The 19,021-nt window shown below is 60.7% G+C and carries 19 protein-coding genes; 9 read left to right on the top strand and 10 right to left on the bottom strand.

The window, feature by feature from the left end; translation table 11 throughout:
* The first annotated feature begins 29 nt into the window (after positions 1-29).
* Entirely contained in the window at positions 30-884 is an 855-nt protein-coding gene (locus tag BDB13_RS11105; protein WP_094271687.1) for a polyphosphate kinase 2 family protein, read from the top strand.
* 2 nt (positions 885-886) lie between these two features.
* Here the strand turns inward: BDB13_RS11105 and BDB13_RS11100 are convergent, their stop codons facing one another.
* Positions 887-1,108, bottom strand: coding sequence for a hypothetical protein (locus BDB13_RS11100; RefSeq protein WP_141210633.1), 222 nt, complete (start codon positions 1,106-1,108; stop codon positions 887-889).
* A gap of 167 nt (positions 1,109-1,275) precedes the next feature.
* Between BDB13_RS11100 and BDB13_RS11095 the strand changes: the two genes are divergently transcribed.
* Positions 1,276-1,809 (top strand): DUF2231 domain-containing protein, encoded by a 534-nt coding sequence (locus tag BDB13_RS11095; RefSeq protein ID WP_094271686.1) that lies wholly within the window; start codon positions 1,276-1,278, stop codon positions 1,807-1,809.
* Between the two features lie 6 nt (positions 1,810-1,815).
* Here BDB13_RS11095 and BDB13_RS11090 read toward each other — a convergent pair whose 3' ends face one another.
* Positions 1,816-2,235 carry a DUF6292 family protein gene (locus BDB13_RS11090; protein WP_094271685.1) on the bottom strand — a complete coding sequence of 140 codons (420 nt, stop codon included), beginning with the start codon at positions 2,233-2,235 and terminating at the stop codon, positions 1,816-1,818.
* Between the two features lie 122 nt (positions 2,236-2,357).
* Between BDB13_RS11090 and BDB13_RS11085 the strand changes: the two genes are divergently transcribed.
* Positions 2,358-3,626, top strand: coding sequence for a glycosyltransferase (locus BDB13_RS11085; protein ID WP_094271684.1), 1,269 nt, complete (start codon positions 2,358-2,360; stop codon positions 3,624-3,626).
* 50 nt (positions 3,627-3,676) lie between these two features.
* Here BDB13_RS11085 and BDB13_RS11080 read toward each other — a convergent pair whose 3' ends face one another.
* On the bottom strand, positions 3,677-4,135 hold the full coding sequence (locus BDB13_RS11080) for an STAS domain-containing protein (protein ID WP_094271683.1): 459 nt from the start codon (positions 4,133-4,135) through the stop codon (positions 3,677-3,679).
* Positions 4,136-4,528: 393 nt separating this feature from the next.
* Here BDB13_RS11080 and BDB13_RS11075 point away from each other — a divergent pair, with 393 nt between their 5' ends.
* Together BDB13_RS11075 and BDB13_RS11070 are read left to right on the top strand one after the other, a co-directional pair.
* Complete coding sequence (locus BDB13_RS11075) at positions 4,529-4,960, top strand: ATP-binding protein (RefSeq protein ID WP_094274845.1); 432 nt, start codon at positions 4,529-4,531, stop codon at positions 4,958-4,960.
* On the top strand, positions 4,957-5,751 hold the full coding sequence (locus tag BDB13_RS11070; RefSeq protein WP_094271682.1) for an RNA polymerase sigma factor SigF: 795 nt from the start codon (positions 4,957-4,959) through the stop codon (positions 5,749-5,751). The genes BDB13_RS11075 and BDB13_RS11070 overlap by 4 nt, the downstream gene beginning before the upstream one ends.
* 14 nt (positions 5,752-5,765) lie before the next feature.
* Here the strand turns inward: BDB13_RS11070 and BDB13_RS11065 are convergent, their stop codons facing one another.
* The 4 genes from BDB13_RS11065 to aceA all read right to left on the bottom strand — a co-directional run bounded on the left by BDB13_RS11065 (position 5,766) and on the right by aceA (position 11,630).
* Positions 5,766-6,806: an NAD(P)-dependent alcohol dehydrogenase gene (locus BDB13_RS11065; RefSeq protein WP_094271681.1), complete on the bottom strand. Its 1,041-nt coding sequence runs from the start codon at positions 6,804-6,806 to the stop codon at positions 5,766-5,768.
* 69 nt (positions 6,807-6,875) lie between these two features.
* A complete protein-coding gene (metE, locus tag BDB13_RS11060) occupies positions 6,876-9,182 on the bottom strand; it encodes a 5-methyltetrahydropteroyltriglutamate--homocysteine S-methyltransferase (protein WP_094271680.1) in 2,307 nt (768 codons plus the stop codon).
* Between the two features lie 90 nt (positions 9,183-9,272).
* Positions 9,273-10,169: a 3-hydroxybutyryl-CoA dehydrogenase gene (locus tag BDB13_RS11055; protein WP_094271679.1), complete on the bottom strand. Its 897-nt coding sequence runs from the start codon at positions 10,167-10,169 to the stop codon at positions 9,273-9,275.
* A gap of 171 nt (positions 10,170-10,340) precedes the next feature.
* Positions 10,341-11,630, bottom strand: coding sequence for an isocitrate lyase (gene aceA / locus BDB13_RS11050; RefSeq protein WP_094271678.1), 1,290 nt, complete (start codon positions 11,628-11,630; stop codon positions 10,341-10,343).
* 606 nt (positions 11,631-12,236) lie between these two features.
* Between aceA and BDB13_RS11040 the strand changes: the two genes are divergently transcribed.
* From BDB13_RS11040 to fmdA, 3 genes are read left to right on the top strand one after another with little or no spacing between them, the layout of a single operon-like run.
* Positions 12,237-12,941 carry a hypothetical protein gene (locus tag BDB13_RS11040; RefSeq protein WP_254922788.1) on the top strand — a complete coding sequence of 235 codons (705 nt, stop codon included), beginning with the start codon at positions 12,237-12,239 and terminating at the stop codon, positions 12,939-12,941.
* Positions 12,942-12,992: 51 nt separating this feature from the next.
* Positions 12,993-13,280, top strand: a complete 288-nt coding sequence (locus BDB13_RS11035; RefSeq protein ID WP_094271676.1) for a zinc ribbon domain-containing protein — start codon at positions 12,993-12,995, stop codon at positions 13,278-13,280.
* A 28-nt stretch (positions 13,281-13,308) separates the two neighbouring features.
* Positions 13,309-14,568 carry a formamidase gene (fmdA, locus tag BDB13_RS11030; protein ID WP_094271675.1) on the top strand — a complete coding sequence of 420 codons (1,260 nt, stop codon included), beginning with the start codon at positions 13,309-13,311 and terminating at the stop codon, positions 14,566-14,568.
* Between the two features lie 26 nt (positions 14,569-14,594).
* Here fmdA and BDB13_RS11025 read toward each other — a convergent pair whose 3' ends face one another.
* The gene (locus BDB13_RS11025) at positions 14,595-15,236 is read right to left on the bottom strand and encodes a vWA domain-containing protein (protein ID WP_176459563.1); all 642 of its coding nucleotides are present in this window, start codon (positions 15,234-15,236) and stop codon (positions 14,595-14,597) included.
* A gap of 137 nt (positions 15,237-15,373) precedes the next feature.
* On the opposite strand from BDB13_RS11025, the gene ramB reads away from it, so the two are divergent.
* Positions 15,374-16,786 carry an acetate metabolism transcriptional regulator RamB gene (gene ramB, locus BDB13_RS11020; RefSeq protein WP_094271674.1) on the top strand — a complete coding sequence of 471 codons (1,413 nt, stop codon included), beginning with the start codon at positions 15,374-15,376 and terminating at the stop codon, positions 16,784-16,786.
* Positions 16,787-16,793: 7 nt separating this feature from the next.
* Here ramB and BDB13_RS11015 read toward each other — a convergent pair whose 3' ends face one another.
* Both BDB13_RS11015 and BDB13_RS11010 read right to left on the bottom strand, forming a co-directional pair.
* On the bottom strand, positions 16,794-17,816 hold the full coding sequence (locus BDB13_RS11015; protein WP_369597449.1) for an alpha/beta hydrolase: 1,023 nt from the start codon (positions 17,814-17,816) through the stop codon (positions 16,794-16,796).
* 133 nt (positions 17,817-17,949) lie between these two features.
* Positions 17,950-18,969, bottom strand: coding sequence for an alpha/beta hydrolase (locus BDB13_RS11010; RefSeq protein WP_094271672.1), 1,020 nt, complete (start codon positions 18,967-18,969; stop codon positions 17,950-17,952).
* Positions 18,970-19,021: the final 52 nt, after the last annotated feature.

Below are 19,021 nucleotides of genomic sequence, written 5' to 3'. Positions count from 1 at the left end.
CCGGGTTTGCTGTGGCACAGTTCCCAGTTATGGCAAACGACTCGCTGTGGGAAACATCGGCCGTCAAGATCCTTCGGGCGCAGCCTGGCTTCGAACTGGCGCAACTCGACCGAAACAGCACTCCCGGATTCACCGGAAACAAAGCTGACGGTCAGCGGTTACTCGAAGAGCGCGGCGGCGTCCTGTCGGATCTGCAGGAGTTGTTGTACGCCAACGGTCGCTCGGGCGACACTCGATCCGTCTTGCTCGTACTGCAAGGGATGGACACCGCAGGCAAGGGCGGAATGATGCGCCACGTCATCGGTCACGTCGATCCGCAAGGTGTCGATCATGCGTCGTTCGGAGTCCCGACGGACGAAGAGAAGAAGCACCACTTCTTGTGGCGCATCCGGAAGGAACTCCCCCGCAACGGATACCTCGGTGTCTTCGACCGCTCTCACTACGAGGACGTCCTTGTCGTGCGCGTCCACGATCTGGTTCCGCCGACTGTGTGGGGTGCGCGGTACGACGAGATTAATCAGTTTGAAAAGGAACTGGTCGACGCCGGCACCACGATAATCAAGGTCGCGATGTTCGTGTCCTTGGACGAGCAGAAGAAGCGACTGCAGGAACGCCTCGACCGCCCGGAGAAGTACTGGAAGTACAACCCGAGCGACGTATCGGAACGCAAGTTGTGGCCCGCCTACCAAGACGCATATCAGGCAATGCTCGACAAGACATCCACCGAACACGCACCGTGGTACATCGTTCCGTGTGATCGCAAGTGGTACAGCCGAATTGCCGTCACCGAACTGCTCATCGACGCATTCGAGAAGATGAACCTGTCCTGGCCGCCGGCCGATTTCGACGTCGAGATCGAGAAGGCGCGACTCGCAGATTCGTAAGGTCAGAACAGGTGCGGCGACTCGCGGTGCACCTTGTGATCGTGCCGCACGGTTCCGCCGTACAGCGCAACAGCAGCGACAACACAGGCAACGCCGGTCAGTCCGGCGACCAGCGCCCAGCCTCCGTTGCCCGATCCGGCGGCGACAAGAAATCCGCCCAGACACACAACGGTGACAAGAACCAGGAAGTACGACGCCCACGCCGCAAAGAGATTGAGCTTCATGATGGCTCCTCCGGTCAGGTCCCCGTTACTGTCGGGGCCCTAGTGGCTTCGACCGTACGCCGGGGCCTGGCTCTCGACAAGATGCCGGGGTCTGGCTCTCGACAAGATGCCGGGGCCCGGCGGGCGACAAGAGGTTTCCTAGCTTCTTCTCTGGGTAGCCGAATTACATGGATATCGGAAACCTTTACCGCAGAGCCGAATCCGCACACCAACTGGACGGTCCATCTATAGGAATCCAGCGGCGAATCCTCGGCGCCGTCGACAGCACGCCCACCACCCGGAAGATTGCCGACGCACTTCGCGGCAGCCTTGTCGGTCACCCGTTGCATCCAGCTCTGGTGACCGTTCCCGCCGGAGCGTGGACCGCGTCGGTCATCTTCGATTTCTTTGTGCGAGAACCGGAAACGGCACGACGGTTGATTGCCCTCGGCTTGATCACCACTCCCCCGGTCCTCATGACGGGTTGGCTCGACTGGTCCGAGCGCAGCGACACCGCGCGGCGAGTGGGATTGGTTCACGCAGCGGCGAACGGTGTCGGGATCATGTCCTTCATCGCGTCGTACCGATTACGTGCCTGCGAAACCGGCGGACTGCGCTCTGCCCGCCTGCTCTCCCTGATCGGACTGACCGCAGTCAGTGTCGGCGGAGCGCTGGGCGGGCATATCGTTTTTCGGCTGATGGATGCGTCCACCAGTGTGTAGCTCCAATTACGTGGCAGCGAGTCCGTATCCGCGGAGCATCCGAGCAGTCCGGTCGGAATCCGCCAGCGGCCGGTCCGTCGCCCACCGCAGCCGCCGGGGTCCCGAGCTGTCTACGCTCACACCGAATTTCGCGACAAGCTCCGGCGACGCCACGGCTTCTTCACCGAGATACCCCAGGACGATCAGATCCTCACCGGACCTCGTTTCCACCGCCAGCGCCCAACCACACGTCTCCTCCCACAAGAGGGCAACTTCCCGCCCCGGGAACCTCGGCAATTTTCGATCGAGGGCGATGTACGCCTCCATCGGGTGATCGCCTCGACAACACCACTGCTCAATTCCAGCACCGACGCGGTCCGCCACACTTTGCACGTAGCGCTGAAACCCGAGTCCCACCGTCGCGTCGACAAGTACCTGTTCGGTCATCGATTCTCACTCCTCAACCTCACGTCATTGCAATGTGCCCAGACCGGCGCGGAGCGAAACACCGGTTCAGATCACCGGCTTCGGGTATCCCCAGATCACACAGTCAACCGAGAGGTGTCCAGATGACATATTCGCCCGCAATCGCACCCGGACGAATGCTGAAGATATCCATGGTGTCGGTGAATGCCGATCCGCTCGCACCCGTCGGAAACTCTGTGGCTGGACGCCAGAATCTCCACGTCGACGAGCTTTCCGCGGCGCTGGCCCGAGCCGGCCATGAAGTTACTGTTTACACCAGGAAGCAAAGTTCCGGTCCGAGCCGTGTTCAGACGGACAGCGGCTATACCGTCGTCTACGCGGAAGCCGGCCCGCAGCGCGTACTCACCGACAAAGAACTGCTGCGTCATCTCGGCACGTTCGGCGGCGAGCTACGCAATATGTGGATGCTCGACCGACCCGATGTCGTGCACGCTCACTACTGGATGTCAGGCATTGCAACGGAACTCGCCACTCGAATCCTGGGTATCCCGGTTCTGCAGACTTTTCATTCGCTGGGCGTCACCGAGCGCCGTCACCTCGGAGCCGCCGACGAAAGCCCCTCGGAACGCTCACATCTGGAGCAACTTGTCGCCCGAGGTGCGACGCATGTGATCGCTACCAGTTCCGACGAAGTGTTCGATCTTGTTCGACTCGGATCGCCACGCTCACGCACCACGATCGTGCCGTCCGGCGTCGACATCGATCAATTCACTCCCGAAGGACCCCGGGCAAAGAGAACAGCCGAACACCGATTGCTGTGTGTCGGAAGGCTTGTCGAGCAAAAGGGGTTCGACGTGGCGATTGCCGCGCTTGCGTCGCTACCTGACGCCGAACTAGTGGTGGCCGGTGGCCCGCCACCATCGGGCCTGCACACAGATGACGTTGCCATCGGATTGATGAAACTCGCGGAACGGTTGGGCGTCGAGGATCGAGTCAAACTTCTCGGACGCGTCCCGCACCATGCACTGCCCAAGCTGATGCGTTCCGCGGACGCCGTGCTCTGCACTCCACGGTACGAACCATTCGGTATCGTTGCGCTGGAAGCCATGGCGTGTGGAGTTCCCGTCGTCGCAACGCCAGTCGGCGGATTACGTGACACCGTCGTCGACGGCCTGACCGGACACCGTGTTCCGATCGACAACCCCATTCAGACAGCGCGAGTCGTGCGGCATCTTTTCGACAACGCCGAGGAAGGCGCGTCATTTTCACGTGAGGGCAGATCGCGTGCGTGCGAATCGTATTCGTGGGAGCACGTTGCCGGTGAAGTTGTGCGAACCTACGGTCGGTGCGTCACCGCGCCGCCGCGTTCCCGCGCGCACAAAGTCGCTCACCCGAGCCAAGCTGCTCGGTGAGCGGCTTGGTAGGTGAGCGACTTGCCCTCGAGTAATACGTTGGCAGCAACTCAGGCCAGGTGGCGCTTGGCGTTCCCCATACCGACTGCGCTGTCCAACGTTGTGTAGCAATCGAACATGGATTCTTGACCAGCAGCTTTGAGTAGACGCTGAACCGGTCGACCGCAGATCAACGCCAGACTTCCGCCGGCATCACGTGTCAACGTGGAAAGGAGAGAGAGTGAAGACAACCCGCACATTCCCATGAATGCAAGGTCCGACATATCCACGACCAGCGCACGGTCGGTTGCAACATGATGCGAGAGGTAGTCACGAAAAGCATTGGAGCTCAACAGATCAATCTCACCGCGAACCTGAATGACCACGGTATCGGCACTGACCTTGTGCGCACGGAAGGACGCAGTGGACGTCGCTGAGGGAGGCGGCCCGTAGTCGACGGATCCTCTACCGGCGCCCGACAAGCCTGAGTTTGTCAAGCCAGAAACAGATGTCCTAGGAACAACAGTCATGGTTCTCCCATCCCGCAACGGTTTACACTCTGCATGAAAACGGGGGATATCCAAGGGCGCACTCGATATTCGGGCCAATGCTCGATATTCGGTCAAAGTACGAATGAAGAACGACTGGATATTCCCTCATCGGCTGTGTGCTCAACCTCGGTTACGAACAGTACCCCGAGATGATGAAGGTCACAACCGCGTTGCGAGCGTCCGGTTCGCTATCTGTAAACATTTGGTACTCGAGAGTGGTTTGACGGCACGCGAAATGCGGTAATCCCGTTGTAGAGTCTGCGCACCGGCGCAGTCATTTTCCGTATTGGGGTGTCCGTGATTGCATCGGTGGGTATCGTTCACCGCACCAGAGGCCGCGGCCAACTCCTGGTACGACGATCCGGAGAACTAATGGCACATCTCAGCGCAATCGAGCCCGAGCAGGATCAAACCCAGCCAGTTGTCGAGTTGAGAATCCGGGCAACCCCGGACCAACTGTCGATACTGCGCGCACTCGCTGCGACGGTTGCAATTCAAGAAAACTTCGACCTCGACACCATCGCCGACATCCGGCTGGCGATGGACGAAATTTGCACACACCTCATCGTTCGCGCTCTCCCCGATTCGGTACTGGTCTGCCGGTTCGTGTACACCGCGCCGCAGCTGCACGTCTCGGTATCGACCACAACAGCCGACTATGACAGTGGCGACCAGCGTTCATTCGGCTGGCACATCCTCACTGCGCTCACCGATTCGATTTCCCTCGACCAAGAAGCGGATCCCCACGGTTCCGGCTACATCACCACCATGAAATTTGCCAAGGCCGACGGTAGGCGCCCGTGACACCTCCCGCGGACGGCTCACCGCGGCCGCGTCGACGATCAACGGACGAATACCGAGACGTCATAGCAGTTTTCGAGAATCTCGGGACACTCGATCACGAAGGTGTCGAGTACCAACGGGTGCGGGCGGCGCTCATCACGCGATGCCTGCCGCTGGCGGAGCACATCGCTCGGAGGTTCGACGGCCGCGGGGAAGCACACGACGACCTCGTCCAGGTCGCCAGACTCGGCTTGGTCAACGCGGTAGACCGCTTCGACGTCACTCGCGGGTCGGATTTTGTGTCGTTTGCCGTCCCCACGGTGATGGGCGAAGTCCGTCGGCACTTCCGCGATACCGGATGGGCGGTCCGAGTACCGCGTCGAATGAAGGAATTACACTTCCAACTCGGTCAAGCCATCAGCGAACTGTCACAACAGTTGGGCCATGCTCCGACCGTCGACGAGTTGGCGGCAACGCTGGGCGTCGAGCGTGAAGAAGTCGCCCAGGCACTCATCGCCGGCAATGCGTACCAAACGGTTTCGGTGGATGGTGCGGCGTCCAACCACACTGACGACCTCCCCCTCGTCGAAACGCTCGGTGATTACGACGCGGCACTCGAGAACGTCGAAAATCACGAAGCATTACGCCCGCTGCTCGAAAAACTCCCGGAGCGCGAACGAACTGTGCTGATGCTGCGGTTCTTCGGCAACATGACGCAGACGCAGATCGCCGAGAAGGTCGGGGTGTCTCAGATGCATGTGTCGAGGTTGCTCGCGAAGACTCTCAGTAACCTCCGCGAGCAACTCGACTAGCTGCGACTGTGTTGTCAGATCGTGGCCGTGTCGATGACGAACCGATATCTGACGTCACTCTTGATCACGCGTTCGTAAGCAGCGTTGATGTCACTCGCGGGGATCACTTCGATCTCGGCGCCGATCCCGTGCTCAGCACAAAAGTCCAGCATTTCCTGCGTCTGCGGAATCCCGCCGACCATGCTGCCCGCCAGGCTGCGACGGTTCGCCGCCAGCGAGAATGCGCGAACTTCGATGGGCTTCTCGGGTAGTCCCAGTTCAACGAGCGTTCCGTTGAGTGCCAGCAGGGACATGTACGCGTCGATGTCGAGGTTGACCGAGACAGTGTTGAGAATCAGGTCGAACTGACCGCGCAACGTCTTGAAGGTTTCGGTGTCCTTCGTGGCGTAGTAGTGATCGGCACCGAGCCGGAAGCCGTCTTCCTGCTTGCTCAGTGACTGACTCAGGACAGTGACCTCGGCGCCCATGGCCTTGGCAATCTTCACCCCGACGTGACCGAGCCCGCCGAATCCGATGATCGCGACCTTCGTGCCCGGCCCGGCGTTCCAATGTCGAAGCGGCGAGTACAACGTGATGCCGGCGCACAAGAGCGGTGCCGCCACGTCGAGTTCGATGCCGTCGGGGATCGAGAGCACAAAGTGTTCCGTGACCACGATGTTGGTGGAATAGCCGCCCTGGGTGCGCTCACCGTCGCGGCCCTTGGCGTTGTAGGTTGCGGTCACTCCGGTACGGCAGTACTGCTCTTCACCGGCGAGGCACATATCGCACTCACCACACGAGTCCACAAAGCAGCCGACTCCGACGCGATCGCCGACCTTGTGCTTGCTTACTTCGGAACCGACCGCGGCAACGACGCCGGCAATTTCGTGACCGGGGACGAGCGGGTATCTTGCTCCGCCCCACTCGTTTCGGGCGCTGTGGATGTCGGAGTGGCAGATGCCGGCGAACTTGATGTCGATGAGAATGTCCAGTGGACCGAGCTCGCGGCGATCGATGGTGGTCTTCTCGAGCGGACCATCAGCGGACGTCGCGGCGTAAGCGGCAGCAGTAACCATGGGTACATGCCTACTCGCGACCGAAGGGGCCTGCAAATTGCAGGCCCCTTCGGGTGTCGAATCTAATACTTACTCTGCTGCGCTCTCCGCTTGTTCCGCTCGGCGACGCAACCTCCGCGCTGCGGCAACAAGGTTGCGCAGTGCCGGTTCGAGCTGCCACGGGTGGCGGGTCTTGAGTCCACCGTCCGGGTTAGCCCACAAGCGATCGAGAGAAATCGATTCACTTGCCTCCGTGAGCAATTCGTCGAGTTCGTCGATGTCAGGGATCCGAGCCGAACGAGATTCGTACACACCGGGGCCGACGCCGTGAGTAAGCGCGCCTTCCTTCAGTGCGTCGAGCACCCACGTGATGGAGCGGGTCGCGACGATAGCCGTCACATCGGCATCCAACCGTTCGATGGCGTCGACCACCGACGACCGAGCGGAGTACGTCAGATGTGTGTGGATCTGTGTTTCCGGCTTCGCCCCACCTGTTGCCAGACGGAACGCGTCGACGGCCCACTCCAGGTAGGCCTCCCGGCCGTCCTCACGCAGTGGCAGCAGTTCACGAATTGCAGGCTCGTCCACCTGAATGATGGCGATACCGGCGGCTTCGAGATCCGCGATTTCGTCTCGAATGACAAGGGCCACTTGCTCTGCCGTTTCGTAGAGCGGCTGGTCCTGACGAACGAACGAACGGGCGATCATGGTGACCGGCCCGGTGAGCATGCCCTTGACGGGCTTGTCGGTCAGCGACTGCGCGTAGGCAATCCACTCGACCGTCATCGGCTTCGGACGTGCAACGTCGCCGTAGAGAATCGGCGGACGTGTAGCCCGAGATCCGTAGGCCTGCACCCAACCGTTGTGCGTGAAGGCATAGCCCTCGAGCAGTTCGGCGAAGTACTGAACCATGTCGTTACGCTCATGCTCACCGTGCACGAGGACATCGAGTCCGATGTCTTCCTGCAGGCGGATGGTGCGTTCGATTTCTTCCTGGATGCGCTTGTAGTAGTCGTCCCACGCCAACCGGCCCTCGCCGAGTTCGTAACGCGCCTGGCGGATTTCGTCCGTCTGCGGGAACGAGCCCAAGGTCTGCGCCGGCACCAGCGGCAGGTTCAACCGTTCCTGCTGAGCCTTACGACGCTCCTCGTACGGTGCCCGAACCCGATCTTCCGGCTTGATGGCATTGACCCGGGCACGCACCGCATGCTTGAGCTTGAAGTGCACCTTCGTCGGACGCTTCTTCCACCGGTCCGAAGGACCTTCCGTGAGCGCCTTCGCCAGTGAAACGACCTCGCCGACCTTCTGCTTGGCAAAGGCCAAACGGTCTGCGACGTCACCGGGGATGTCGTACTCCGAGAGCACGTCGTACGGCACATGCAGCAGCGAAGACGACGTGGAGACAACAAGATCCGGGACGACGTCCTTGAGCTCGTTGAGGTACGTCAAAGTGTTGAAACGGTCGACACGCCAGACGTTTCGACCGTCGACGACACCGGCGTAGATGCGCTTGCGCTTGATGTGCGGAACCGCAGCCAACTCTTCGGCTGTGATCTTGCCGTGCACCAGATCGAGACCGAATGCCTCGACCTTGGTCGCGGCCAGAATGTTCAGTGCCTCACCGAATTTGCCGTACGGTCCGGTGACCAGGAGACGCGGACGCAACGGTGCGTGTGACAGCTTGTCGTACGCACGCCCCAGCGCAGCGAGTTCCGCCGCGGTGCGATCTTCCGTCACCGAAGGCTCGTCCAACTGGACACACGTCGCGCCGGCCTTGGCGAGCTGCTCGAACAGCTGCTCGTAGACGGGCAGAAGATCGTCGAGACGGTCGAGCGGCGTGAAATCGGGGTCAACCGCTTCCGTTGCCGGCCCCACCTTGGAAAGCAGGAGCAACGAAACCGGTCCCATGATTACGGGACGCAGTTCGATTCCGCGAGCCTTGGCGCGTTCGAACTCGTCGAGCAGCGTCTCCGAATGGAGCGAGAACGCCGTGTTTGCGTCGATCTCGGGCTGACGGTAGTGGTAGTTGGTTCCGAAGAACCGCACCAGCTCGAGCGGCGGGAAGTCAGGACGTCCGCGTGCCATCGTGAAGTAGAAATCGAGTGGGTCCAAAGAACTTTCGAGCGGCTTGAACCGCTCGGGGACGGCACCGAACATCAACGCGTTGTCAAGAACGTGGTCGTAGAACGAGAAGGTATTACCCGGAACCTGACTCAATCCCGTCGCAGCCAATTCGCTCCAGGTAGATTCCTGAAGTTCCTTGGCGACCGCTACGAGTGTGTCCTTGTCGGAGTTGCCGTGCCAGTAGGACTCGAGGGCGCGCTTGAGCTCGCGGCGCGGCCCGATACGCGGATACCCCAGGACGCTGGATCCGAATGCTGCGGTGCTGCTGGACATGCGGTCGACCTTTCTTACCTCGGGGCGCAAGCACCCCGTGCGCCTTTCTGGTAGTCGCAACTACCACAAAGGCGCACGGGGCCGTGGGCCTTAGCTTGCTTGCTTGGCGCCGCGACCGTTGTCGGGGTATTCGTAGAAGCCCGCGCCGGACTTCTTACCGGTCAAGCCGGCTTCGACCATGCGCAGAAGCAGCGGCGGAGCGGAGTACAGCGGCTCCTTGAACTCTTCGTACATGGAGTCGGCGATGGACTTGACGGTGTCGAGTCCGACCAGGTCCGTCAGAGCCAGCGGACCCATGGGGTGCGCGAGGCCCAAAACCGTTGCCTTGTCGATGTCTTCCTTCGTCGCGAAGCCCGACTCGACCATGCGGATGGCCGAAAGCAGGTACGGAACCAGAAGAGCGTTGACGACGAAGCCGGAGCGGTCGGCACTGCGGACGACCTGCTTGCCCAGGATGTCACTGGCAAAAGCTTCGGCGCGCTCGGACACTGCGGCACTGGTCTTGAGCGTCGTCACCAATTCGACGAGAGGCAGAACCGGAACCGGGTTGAAGAAGTGCATTCCGATGACACGCTCGGGACGCTTGGTCGTGATACCCAGCTTCATGATGGGGATCGACGACGTGTTGGACGCCAACACCGCGTTGGGGTCGGTGACGATGGAGTCGAGTTCTGCGAAGATTTCGCTCTTGATTTTCTCGTCTTCGACGACGGCCTCCACAACGAGCTGGCGGTCCGCGAAATCACCCAGATCGGAGGTGAAACGCAGACGCCATGCAGCCTGCTCACGCTCACGTTCTGTGATCTTTCCGCTGCTCACGCCGCGGTCGAGCGAACGCAGAATGCGTGAACGCCCGGCTGCTGCAAGCTCGCGAGTCTGCTCGAAGACCAGAACATCGACATGTGCGCGGGCGCACACCTCGGCGATTCCGGCACCCATGATCCCGGCGCCGATAACGCCGACGCGCTGAATTTTTTCGCTGGTCACGTCAGCTCCTTGTTTGTCTGGTGGAGGTGTTGTTGCGGGAAGCACTTCGAACCGCGTCGACGCTGATGGCCGACGCAATCGGAACTGCCTTGAAGACAAGAGAAAATCGAGCGGTGATACAGGCAGGGGAGAGACCCGAAGTTGAGCCTCTCCCCCGCCACGCGTCAGTTCTTAGTGGAACTGGCCCTCTTCGGTGGAGCCCTTGAGGGCTGCCGTCGAGGTGTTGGGGTCAACGGTGGTGGCGATGGTGTCGAAGTAGCCGGCGCCAACCTCACGCTGGTGCTTGATGGCCGTGAAGCCACGCTCTTCAGCAGCCTTGAACTCGCGCTCCTGCAGGTCGACGAATGCCGTCATGCCTTCGCGGGCGTAACCGTAGGCCAGGTCGAACATGCCGTAGTTGAGCGAGTGGAAGCCTGCGAGGGTGATGAACTGGAACTTGAAGCCCATCGCGCCGAGCTCCTTCTGGAACTTCGCGATGGTCGCGTCGTCCAGGTGCGCCTTCCAGTTGAAGGAAGGGGAGCAGTTGTAGGCCAGCATCTGGTCCGGGAATTCGCTGCGAACGGACTCGGAGAACTTCTTTGCAACCTCGAGGTCCGGCACGCCGGTCTCCATCCAGATGAGGTCTGCGTACGGTGCGTAAGCCTTGGCGCGAGCGATGCACGGCTCGATACCGTTCTTGACGCCGTAGAAGCCTTCAGCCGTGCGGGTTCCGTCGAGGAACGGGCGGTCGCGCTCGTCCACGTCGGAGGTGATGAGGGTTGCGGCCTCAGCGTCGGTGCGGGCGATGATGACGGACGGAACGTCCGCGACATCGGAAGCCAGACGAGCCGACGTCAGGGTGCGGATGTGCTGCTGCGTCGGGATGAGCACCTTGCCACCGAGGTGGCCGCACTTCTTCTCCGAAGCGAGCTGATCTTCCCAGTGCACGCCTGCTGCGCCGGCGGCGATCATGGCCTTCTGCAGCTCGTAAGCGTTGAGTGCGCCACCGAAGCCGGCTTCGGCGTCAGCGACGATCGGAGCGAGCCAGTTGCTGACGGAGGTGTCGCCCTCGTTCTTGGCGATTTCGTCGGCGCGAAGCAGTGCGTTGTTGATGCGGCGAACGACGGTCGGAACCGAGTTGACCGGGTACAGGCTCTGGTCCGGGTACGTGTGGCCCGAGAGGTTAGCGTCGCCGGCAACCTGCCAACCGGAGAGGTAGATGGCCTTCAGGCCGGCGCGAACCTGCTGCACAGCCATGTTGCCGGTCAGTGCACCGAGGGAGTTGATGTAGTCCTCGTTGTTCACGAGATCCCAGAGGATCTCGGAGCCGCGGCGAGCGAGGGTGTGCTCCTCGACGACGGTGCCCTGGAGCTTGACGACCTGATCGGCCGTGTAGTTGCGAGTAACGCCCTTCCAGCGAGGGTTGGTGTCCCAATCCTGCTGGAGCTCTGCTGCGGTCTTCGGGGTGCCGGTGGTCGACATCAAGACTCCATCTCTTTGATCTACTGGTCCGGCCCGTTGTGAGCGGTACATCCGTACTGCTTCACATCATTGCCAGGCCCTTTTCGTGTACTCATCGAGAATGGCACATGAAAAAAGTGCCGTCTACCTGTAGCTAATGCCAATCTTCGCTATCTTTTCAATACGCTTTGCTAAGTTTGCAAAGAAAGTGAGGCGGGCAAAGTGCGCCAATCGGACACGTTTCCTACTGGCCAGTAGCAAGGAACGTGCAGGCTGTGAACGAAATGCACACAACGCCGACGGCCCAGATTTTCACCGCCCCGTCCGAGGCCGAAACCACCGTTTCGGGCAACAATTCACGCTCCGGAGTGACGGCAATCACGCGTCCATTCCTCGCCGCAACCGTGCCTGAGTCCACAGAACTTGCCCTCAGATGCGGATTCCCGCAGAAATTGCAGACTTGTGTGCCCAGAGGACCGGCACATTGGCGAATTTCGCGCCATTCGACAGAAAAGTCGGTTACGGCAAATTAGTGTGAAGATTCCCGGTTCATCCCGCTTGTCCTTGGCAGGCACGAAGGTAAGGCACCTATGTCCCACACTTCCCTGCATTGTGGGCGGTAACCGAGTGACCCAGCCACAGTCGCCGACACCCGACAACCAGGCATGGTCACAGGCCGGCCCGACGCCACCTCAACTCGGCTACGGGGGTGAGCCTGTCTATCGGGCGACGCCACAGTTGTATCCCGCCGGCCCGGACGGACCACCGCCGAGCAAGCCGGGCTGGACGATCGTGGTGATCACCCTGTGCGTTGTCGCGGCGATCGCCCTGTTCGGCGGACTGGCAGTCATTCTCTGGCCTAAGCAGGCCCCGAGTTCCGCGGCGGCCGGAATCCCGTCCACCACACGGACACTCGAAAGCTCCTCTCCCCCTTCGCCTTCAGCGCATGCCACCACACGTCCCAGCACTACGCGTCCGACAACGACAAGCCCCACCACGACCAGTCCCACCACAACGAAGCCCACTACTACCACCGCCGCTCCCACGACCACGCCGAATGCAGTGAGTTTCCCGGCCGGAGCGTCTGCCTGCCCCGGCTCCGGTGCCGTCAGCGGCGGATACCGAGAGTCGGCAATCGGTTCGACCAACACGTCGTGCGGCTTTGCCGAGGCAGTTCGCAGTGCCTACGGAAATGCCGGCGTCCAGGGCCAAGCAAAGACGGTGGATGCCCGTAGTCCGGTGACCGGCAAGGAATATCGCATGACGTGCTCCAGCGCCGGCGGAATCGTCACCTGCTCCGGAGGCGACGGCGCAGTGGTACTTCTGCGTTAACAGGTCTCCGTTCCGGTATCGCAATCCGGGAACCTCCGCTAGCGTGACCGCATGCCCCTGTACGAGTTTCGGTGTACCGGCTGCGGGCCGGTCGAGCGGTCATTCGCGATGGCCGAGGTTCCTACGTCCATCCTGTGCCCTCGGTGCGACAGCGAATCCCGACGCATGGTTTCCTCACCACGATTGAGCCATGCCTCGTCGACGGCAATGGGCCTTCTCGACAGCACAGCCCGTTCCGCGCATGAACCGGCAGTGGTCAGCGGTTCGGTACCGGGCGCGCGGCGTTCTCCCACCCCGATGACCTCCAATCCGTTGCACCGCAAGCTACCTCGCCCCTAATTGTCTTTTCCGAGAATGAGGAGTCCGTATGCCAGAGCTGCTGTTCCCTCTCGATTCCGCCAAGAAATTCACCGAGCAGGCCATCGTCGGGCACAACCGCTGGCACCCCGACATCCCGGCCGCCGTGACGGTGAAACCTGGTGACTCCTTTCGCGTTCACTGCCGCGAATGGTTCGACGGCGCAATACACAACGACGATTCGGCCGACGATATTCTCAACGCCCCGCTCACCACGGTGCACACGCTCTCCGGTCCGTTTGCCGTCGAAGGCGCGAAGCCCGGCGACCTCTTGATAGTCGACATTCTCGATATCGGCCCTATCCCCCAAGAGGATTCGGGCCCGCTGGCCGGGCAGGGCTGGGGATATACCGGCATCTTTCCACGTAACAATGGCGGCGGCTTCCTCACCGAGCAATTTCCCGACGCCTACAAGGCCGTGTGGGATTTCTCCGGGCAGACGGCAACCTCGCGCCACATTCCGCACGTATCGTTCACTGGCATTGTGCACCCCGGTTTGATGGGCACTGCCCCGTCGGCGGCGTTGCTGGCCAAGTGGAACGCCCGCGAAGGTGCCTTGATCGCCACCGATCCCAATCGCGTTCCTCCACTGGCACTTCCGCCGGAGCCTCGCGACGCCGTACTCGGCTCGCTCATTGGCGACGAGTTCACCCGTGTGGCCGGTGAGGCCGCACGCACTGCACCGCCCCGCGAAAACGGCGGCAATCAGGACATCAAAAACCTGACCAAGGGCAGCCGAATCTTCTATCCCGTGTTTGTCGACGGTGCGAATCTGTCTGTGGGAGATCTACATTTCTCCCAGGGCGACGGTGAGATCACTTTCTGCGGTGCCATCGAGATGGGCGGCTTCATCGACATTCGCGTCGACATCATCAAAGGTGGCATGGATACCTACGGGGTGTCCGAGAATGCGATCTTCATGCCCGGCAACACAGATCCGCAGTATTCCGAGTGGTTGGCGTTCTCGGGCACGTCGGTAACTTTGGACGGCGAGCAGAAGTATCTGGACTCGCATCTCTCCTACCAGCGCGCTTGCCTGCACGCGATCGAATACCTCACGAAGTTCGGCTACGCCCCCGAGCAGGCGTATCTCCTGCTGGGAGCGGCGCCGATCGAAGGCCGTCTTTCCGGCGTCGTGGACATCCCCAACTCCTGTTCGACGGTGTACCTCCCGACCGCGATCTTCGACTTCCCGCTCGCTCCATCGTCGAGCGGTCCATTCCAGATCAATCCGGGGATGGGCGCACCGCGATCGGAAAACCGCGTGTAATCAGAGAAGCCGGAGAATTTAGGCCGCTATTCCTTTGTCGCGGAGCGATCCGAATCCGAGAATCCTGCCGGCTTGGGCGCACCGAGCGGGGTACCACGCTTGCGGCTGACGTAGTCGGCAGTCACCGCATACGCAGCGCCGACGTACTGGCTGGATGCGTCGTAGGTGATCGACTTTTCGGGCTTGAAACCCATCCGTCTGCCGACGGATACCGCATCGATGTTTGCACCGAGGAAAAGGTAGTCCCAGGAATAGACGTCCTCTTGGCGCGTGATCGCCGTCTTGACCGCGTCGAGAGTCCACTCCTCACTACGATTCTCATGTCCGTCTGTGATCACGACAACGATCACATTGCCGGGCCGCTCCGCCTCCGGTTGCGCGGCGAGTTGTTCGCCGATTTCGGTGGTGATGCGGCCGATGCCGTCGAGCAATGCTGTGCCACCTCGCGGACGTAGATCCAGCGCCGGGACATCTGCGATCGGGATTTTCGTGTACACCCGCTCGTAGGTGTTGTCGAACTGTGCGAGCGTCACAATTGCTTCGCCAGGCTGGGCGCGCTGCTCGGCTATGAATGCGTCGAATCCGCCCTCGGTATCGGACTTGATCGAATTCATTGAGCCCGAACGATCGAGCAAGACAGCGATGAGTGTGAGATTCGGATTGGTCAATTCTGCTCCTGATGACGAGGCGAAGAACACCGACCTGTTGGTCTTCTACCAGAGTGCCAGCAGCCACCGACAAGAAAAGTAGTTAAGCCTGCAAACCCAATATTGCGAACCGTCGCAACCCCTCGTATCCTGGCAAAATGTCGAAAACCTTTGTCGGTGTCCGGCTGCGCCAGCTACGTACCGAGCGCGGCCTGAGCCAAGCGTCGTTGGCGAAGACCCTGGAGATATCGGCAAGCTATCTCAACCAGATCGAGCATGACGTCAGACCGCTGACTGTGCCTGTCCTGCTACGCATCAGCGAAGTCTTCGGCGTCGACACAACCTTCTTCTCATCCCAGGACGACACACGGCTGATCGCCGAAATGCGCGAGGTGGCGCTCGACCAGGAAATGGGTATCGACGCCGATGCCCACGAGATCGCCGAAATGGTGTCAACGCATCCGGGCCTGGCCAAGGCGATGGTCAACATGCATCGCCGCTTCCGCAACACCACCGCGCAGCTGGCGGCAGCCACCGAGGATCGGTTTTCCGACGGCAGCGGCAGCGGATCCATCACCATGCCGCACGAAGAGGTACGCGACTACTTCTACCAACGACAGAACTACATTCACGACTTGGATGTTGCGGCGGAAGAATTGACTGCTCGGCTGCGATTCCATCGCGGCGATGTTGCCGGCGAAATTGCCCGTCGACTCGAAAGTGTTCACGACGTGCAGATTGTTCGCCGCATCGACCTCGGTGAGAACATTTTGCACCGCTACGACCCCACCACTCGGGTCCTCGAAATCTCGTCGCACCTCTCCGGCGGGCAGCAGGTCTTCAAGTTCGCGACCGAACTCGCGTACCTCGAACACGGCGACCTACTCGATTCGTTGGTGGCGGGAGGCAACTTCACCAGCGACGAATCGGTATCGCTGGCCCGACTCGGCCTGGCCAACTACTTTGCCGCGGCGACGGTACTCCCCTACAGCCAGTTCCACGACGTGGCCGAGGACTTCCGCTACGACATCGAACGAATGTCGGCGTTCTACTCCGCAAGTTACGAAACGATCTGCCATCGACTTTCGACTTTGCAGCGACCGAAACTGCGCGGCGTACCGTTCATGTTCGTGCGCGTCGACCGCGCCGGAAACATGTCGAAACGTCAGTCCGCCACGGGCTTTCATTTCTCCACCAGCGGCGGTACGTGCCCGCTGTGGAACGTATACGAAACCTTCTCCTACCCGGGCAAGATCATGCCGCAGATCGCCCAGATGCCTGACGGTCGACGGTACCTCTGGATCGCGCGCACAGTGGAACGTCGGGCCGCTCGCTACGGTCAGCCTCAAAAGATCTTTGCCATCGGGTTGGGCTGCGAAATCCGGCACGCACATCGCCTTGTCTACAGCGACGGCCTGGATCTCGACGAGTCCAACCCCGGCACCCCCATCGGCTCGGGTTGCCGCGTCTGCGAACGCCTGAACTGCCCGCAGCGCGCCTTCCCTCCCCTGGGTAAGGACTTGGACATCAGCGAACATCGAAGTTCTATCTCGCCGTACGTGATTCGCTAATCGAATTCTACTGAGAATGCTCGTCTAGGAACGCAGCGGTGCGATCGAATGCCACCTGACCGTCCGGAGTATCCAGATCGAATTGGTACTCGTGATCGAGTTCCGGCTGGTAGTCGTCGGGATAGAAGAGAGCGTCGACGTCGACGCCGAGGCGGGTGAGCTTGTCCGCAAACGGTTTCGACTGGCCCGCGGTCAGTACGTCGACGTTGCCGCCGGTGATGAATGTCGGCGGAAACTTTGCTGTCACGAAATTGAGCGTCGACATCTGCTGGACTGCAACAGAACTCTCGAAGTCCTTGGTTCCCGTGTACGCCCAGACGGATTCGCGGTCTGCCGTCCAGCCGAATTTGCCTTCCCGCGCCAGGAATTCGTTCATGTCGTAGACACCGCAGTCGAGAACGACGCCGCGTAGCTGATCGGGTGAGATGCTAGGTTTCACGCCGACCTGTGCGGCGTAGCTCGGATCGGTGACCATGGCCGATATCTGGCTGGAAATCTGCGCGCCGGCGGAATCGCCGCCGAGAAACAGTTGACCGGAATCGACGTGCAAAGTGGCCGCGTTGTCAGTGATGTAGCGGTAGGCATCGTTGAGTTGACTCAGCACCGTCGGATACATGGCGTCCGGGCCCAGCGAATAGTCCAACGAGATGACGGTGAATCCTTCACCGGCCAAGCTCTCGTAATACCCTGAATAGTCTGTTTTGTCGCCGTAGATCCAACTGCCGCCGTGCGCCCAGATCAGCGTAGGCAACCCCATTGGCGTCGCCGCCGGATAATAAACGTCGAGCAGTGCGTCCGGGTCTCCCTCGCGATATTGCACATCCGACACTGTCGTGATGCCGGAAGGCGCCAATTCGTCGAGCGTCGAGCTGACCGAATCGGCGCTGCCGGCAGCCATCCATCGGATCGCCAGCGTGCCTGGCCACGGGCTGAAGTACGCCGATGCGCCACCGAGAACCGCCAGAACTACAACCACACCGAGGAGACCGAGCATGCGCCGACGCCATCTGGGGACTGGCGGTTTAGGCACAACAAACTCCTGAGCGTCGGAAACAACAACGCACACCAGGCTAGCGGAAAATAGGTACCTGGGAATTCGCTGGCAATCTCATTCGATCACTTGTCTGATATCGGAAATTCCTCAGCGAAACAAGGAAATACGCCTAATCCACTCGCGCGGACAAGAAATCGACTGTGCGCTCGAAGGCTGTCATCCCGTCCGCATTATCGAGATTGAACTGATACTCATGCGGGAGCGCGGGTTCATGATCGGCCGGATAGAACAATGCGTCCACTTTGACGCCGAACCCAGTCAACTTGTCGGCCAACGGCTTCGACTGCTTGTTGGTGAGAGGGTCACCGTTTCCGCCACTGATGTAGACGGGCGGAAAGTCCTCGTTCACGTAATTCAGCGTCGACATCTGTTTCGCTGCTTCGGTATTGAGAAAATCGCGCTCGCCCGTGTAGGCCCACAGCGATCTGTCCACACCCCACCCGATGATGCCCGGGCCACCGACCATGTTCGCGACGTCGTAAATTCCGCAGTTCAACACAACACCGCGCAGTTGTTCCGGACGCAGTGCAGGCTCCACACCGACGATCTCGGCGTACTCGGGACTGGTGATGAGCGTCGCCAACTGGCTCGACAACTGTGCACCGGCCGAATCGCCGGCCAGGAAGATCTTCGACGGATCGATATGCAATCTCTCGGCGTTCTCCACGATGTACGCATGGGCGTCGTTGAGTTGGCCGACAGCCGTCGGATAGTAGTGCTCGGGTCCGAGAGAGTAATCGAGCGCCACCACCGTGAACCCGCGGGACGCGAGTAATTCGTAGTACGTCGCGTAGTTGGACTTGTTTCCGGAAATCCACGCGCCACCATGCGTCCAGACGACGGTCGGCAATGCCGCCTGTGTGCCACTGGGAACGTAGACGTCCAGATACGCATCCGCGTCATCTACGCGATACTGCTGATCCCGGATGACGTCGACGCCGCCCGGAGCAAATTTCTGCATCGCTGCAGTTTCCTTGTCAGCACCCCGCTCGAAAACCCAGCGCACAGTCAGTGCGCCGGGTTTCGGACTGACAACAAATGCGAGGACGACACCGCCCACCACGATGGACACGGAACCTACGGTCCACAAAAGTCTCTTGCGCCACCGGGAGGGTGATTGTTGTGTCATCGAAGTCCTGACCGCTCGGCAAAATGTCCGAATCAGACTAACCCGTCCGGTT

Source organism: Rhodococcus sp. OK302, assembly GCF_002245895.1.
Lineage (GTDB): Bacteria > Actinomycetota > Actinomycetes > Mycobacteriales > Mycobacteriaceae > Rhodococcus_F.
Note: the sequence above shows the minus strand (reverse complement) of the source record. Positions and strands in the feature narration are given on the sequence as shown.